Source organism: Paenibacillus silvestris, assembly GCF_009882985.1.
Lineage (GTDB): Bacteria > Bacillota > Bacilli > Paenibacillales > NBRC-103111 > Paenibacillus_E > Paenibacillus_E silvestris.
Map to the genome: position 1 here is coordinate 85,911 of NZ_WTUZ01000012.1, position 1,072 is coordinate 86,982.

The 1,072-nt window shown below is 42.1% G+C and carries 1 protein-coding gene; it reads left to right on the top strand.

Features of this window, described 5'->3' with window-relative positions; all coding sequences use genetic code 11:
* Nucleotides 1-308: 308 nt before the first annotated feature.
* Entirely contained in the window at nt 309-671 is a 363-nt protein-coding gene (locus GQF01_RS09590) for a hypothetical protein (protein WP_161406594.1), read from the top strand.
* The last annotated feature ends 401 nt before the right edge of the window (nt 672-1,072 follow it).

Below are 1,072 nucleotides of genomic sequence, written 5' to 3' on the forward strand. Positions count from 1 at the left end.
CTCCGATTACTCTTCGGCTGTATCCCGTACCTTTGAAGCTGTTAAATCTGACACAGATTTGACGTACACTGTGGATACACTAGGAACGTTGTATGCAGCACAAGATAACTTGGATGCAGATTTTACAACAGGTGAAAAAGTGGTTGCAGGACAAAGTCAATTTGATAAAAAATTGTCTGTCATTGCAAAAGATTCAGCTGGTAACAAAGTTATCCTTCCTTCTAATGCTGTTCAAGGCATCTCAAGCTCTGATCCTGCTGTAGCGACAGTAGCTACTGTAGGCGAAGACGCGTNNCGAGACTATTAACTTGACTCAAACCGTAACGGTGAAAGCAGACGCGATTACAGTGGACAAACTTGAAGCTGGAGAAACAACAGCTGACTATGTAGCAGGCAAACTTGCCTATGACTACTTCACTGACGGTGACGACACATTAATGGTAACGGACCAATATGGCATTGAGTACGAGAATGCTGATATTGCGAAGTATGATGCTGTTCTAGGCCTTCGTTACACAGTATCCGTAGTAAGTGGCACGGGTAGCGTAGAAATGAACGCACAAACAGGTGCAATCACGAAGATCAATGGTGATGTGAATGAGTTCTTGATCACAGCTATCGCACCAAATGGCAAATCCGTTCAAGTAGCCGTAGCTGTTCCACAATCATAAGAAATAAGAAATAACGAAAGAGACCCTTCGGGGTCTTTTTTGTTTATATATTTGTCTGTGCGCTCGAAGCTTCTACTGGAAAATACTTATCAATGAAATAATGCATATACTCACGTATACTAAGTCATGTAGCCGAGGTGATAGACGCGAAGCTACACGGAATCTTGCAAGAATGATTCGAGAGTCGTCCCGCTGGTTATAAGTTTTTATAACAAAAAAACTTTAAAATATTAGGAGGAAACAAACCTTTATGAAGAAAACTCTTTCCGTAGTCCTTACATCCGCTATGGCTCTTTCCATGTTCTCATCCCTAGCATTCGCTGCAAAGTCGTCTGCTGATTTCACGGACTTGAAAGACCTAGATGCAGCTACAAAAGCGAAATTCGATGCGATGATCTCCG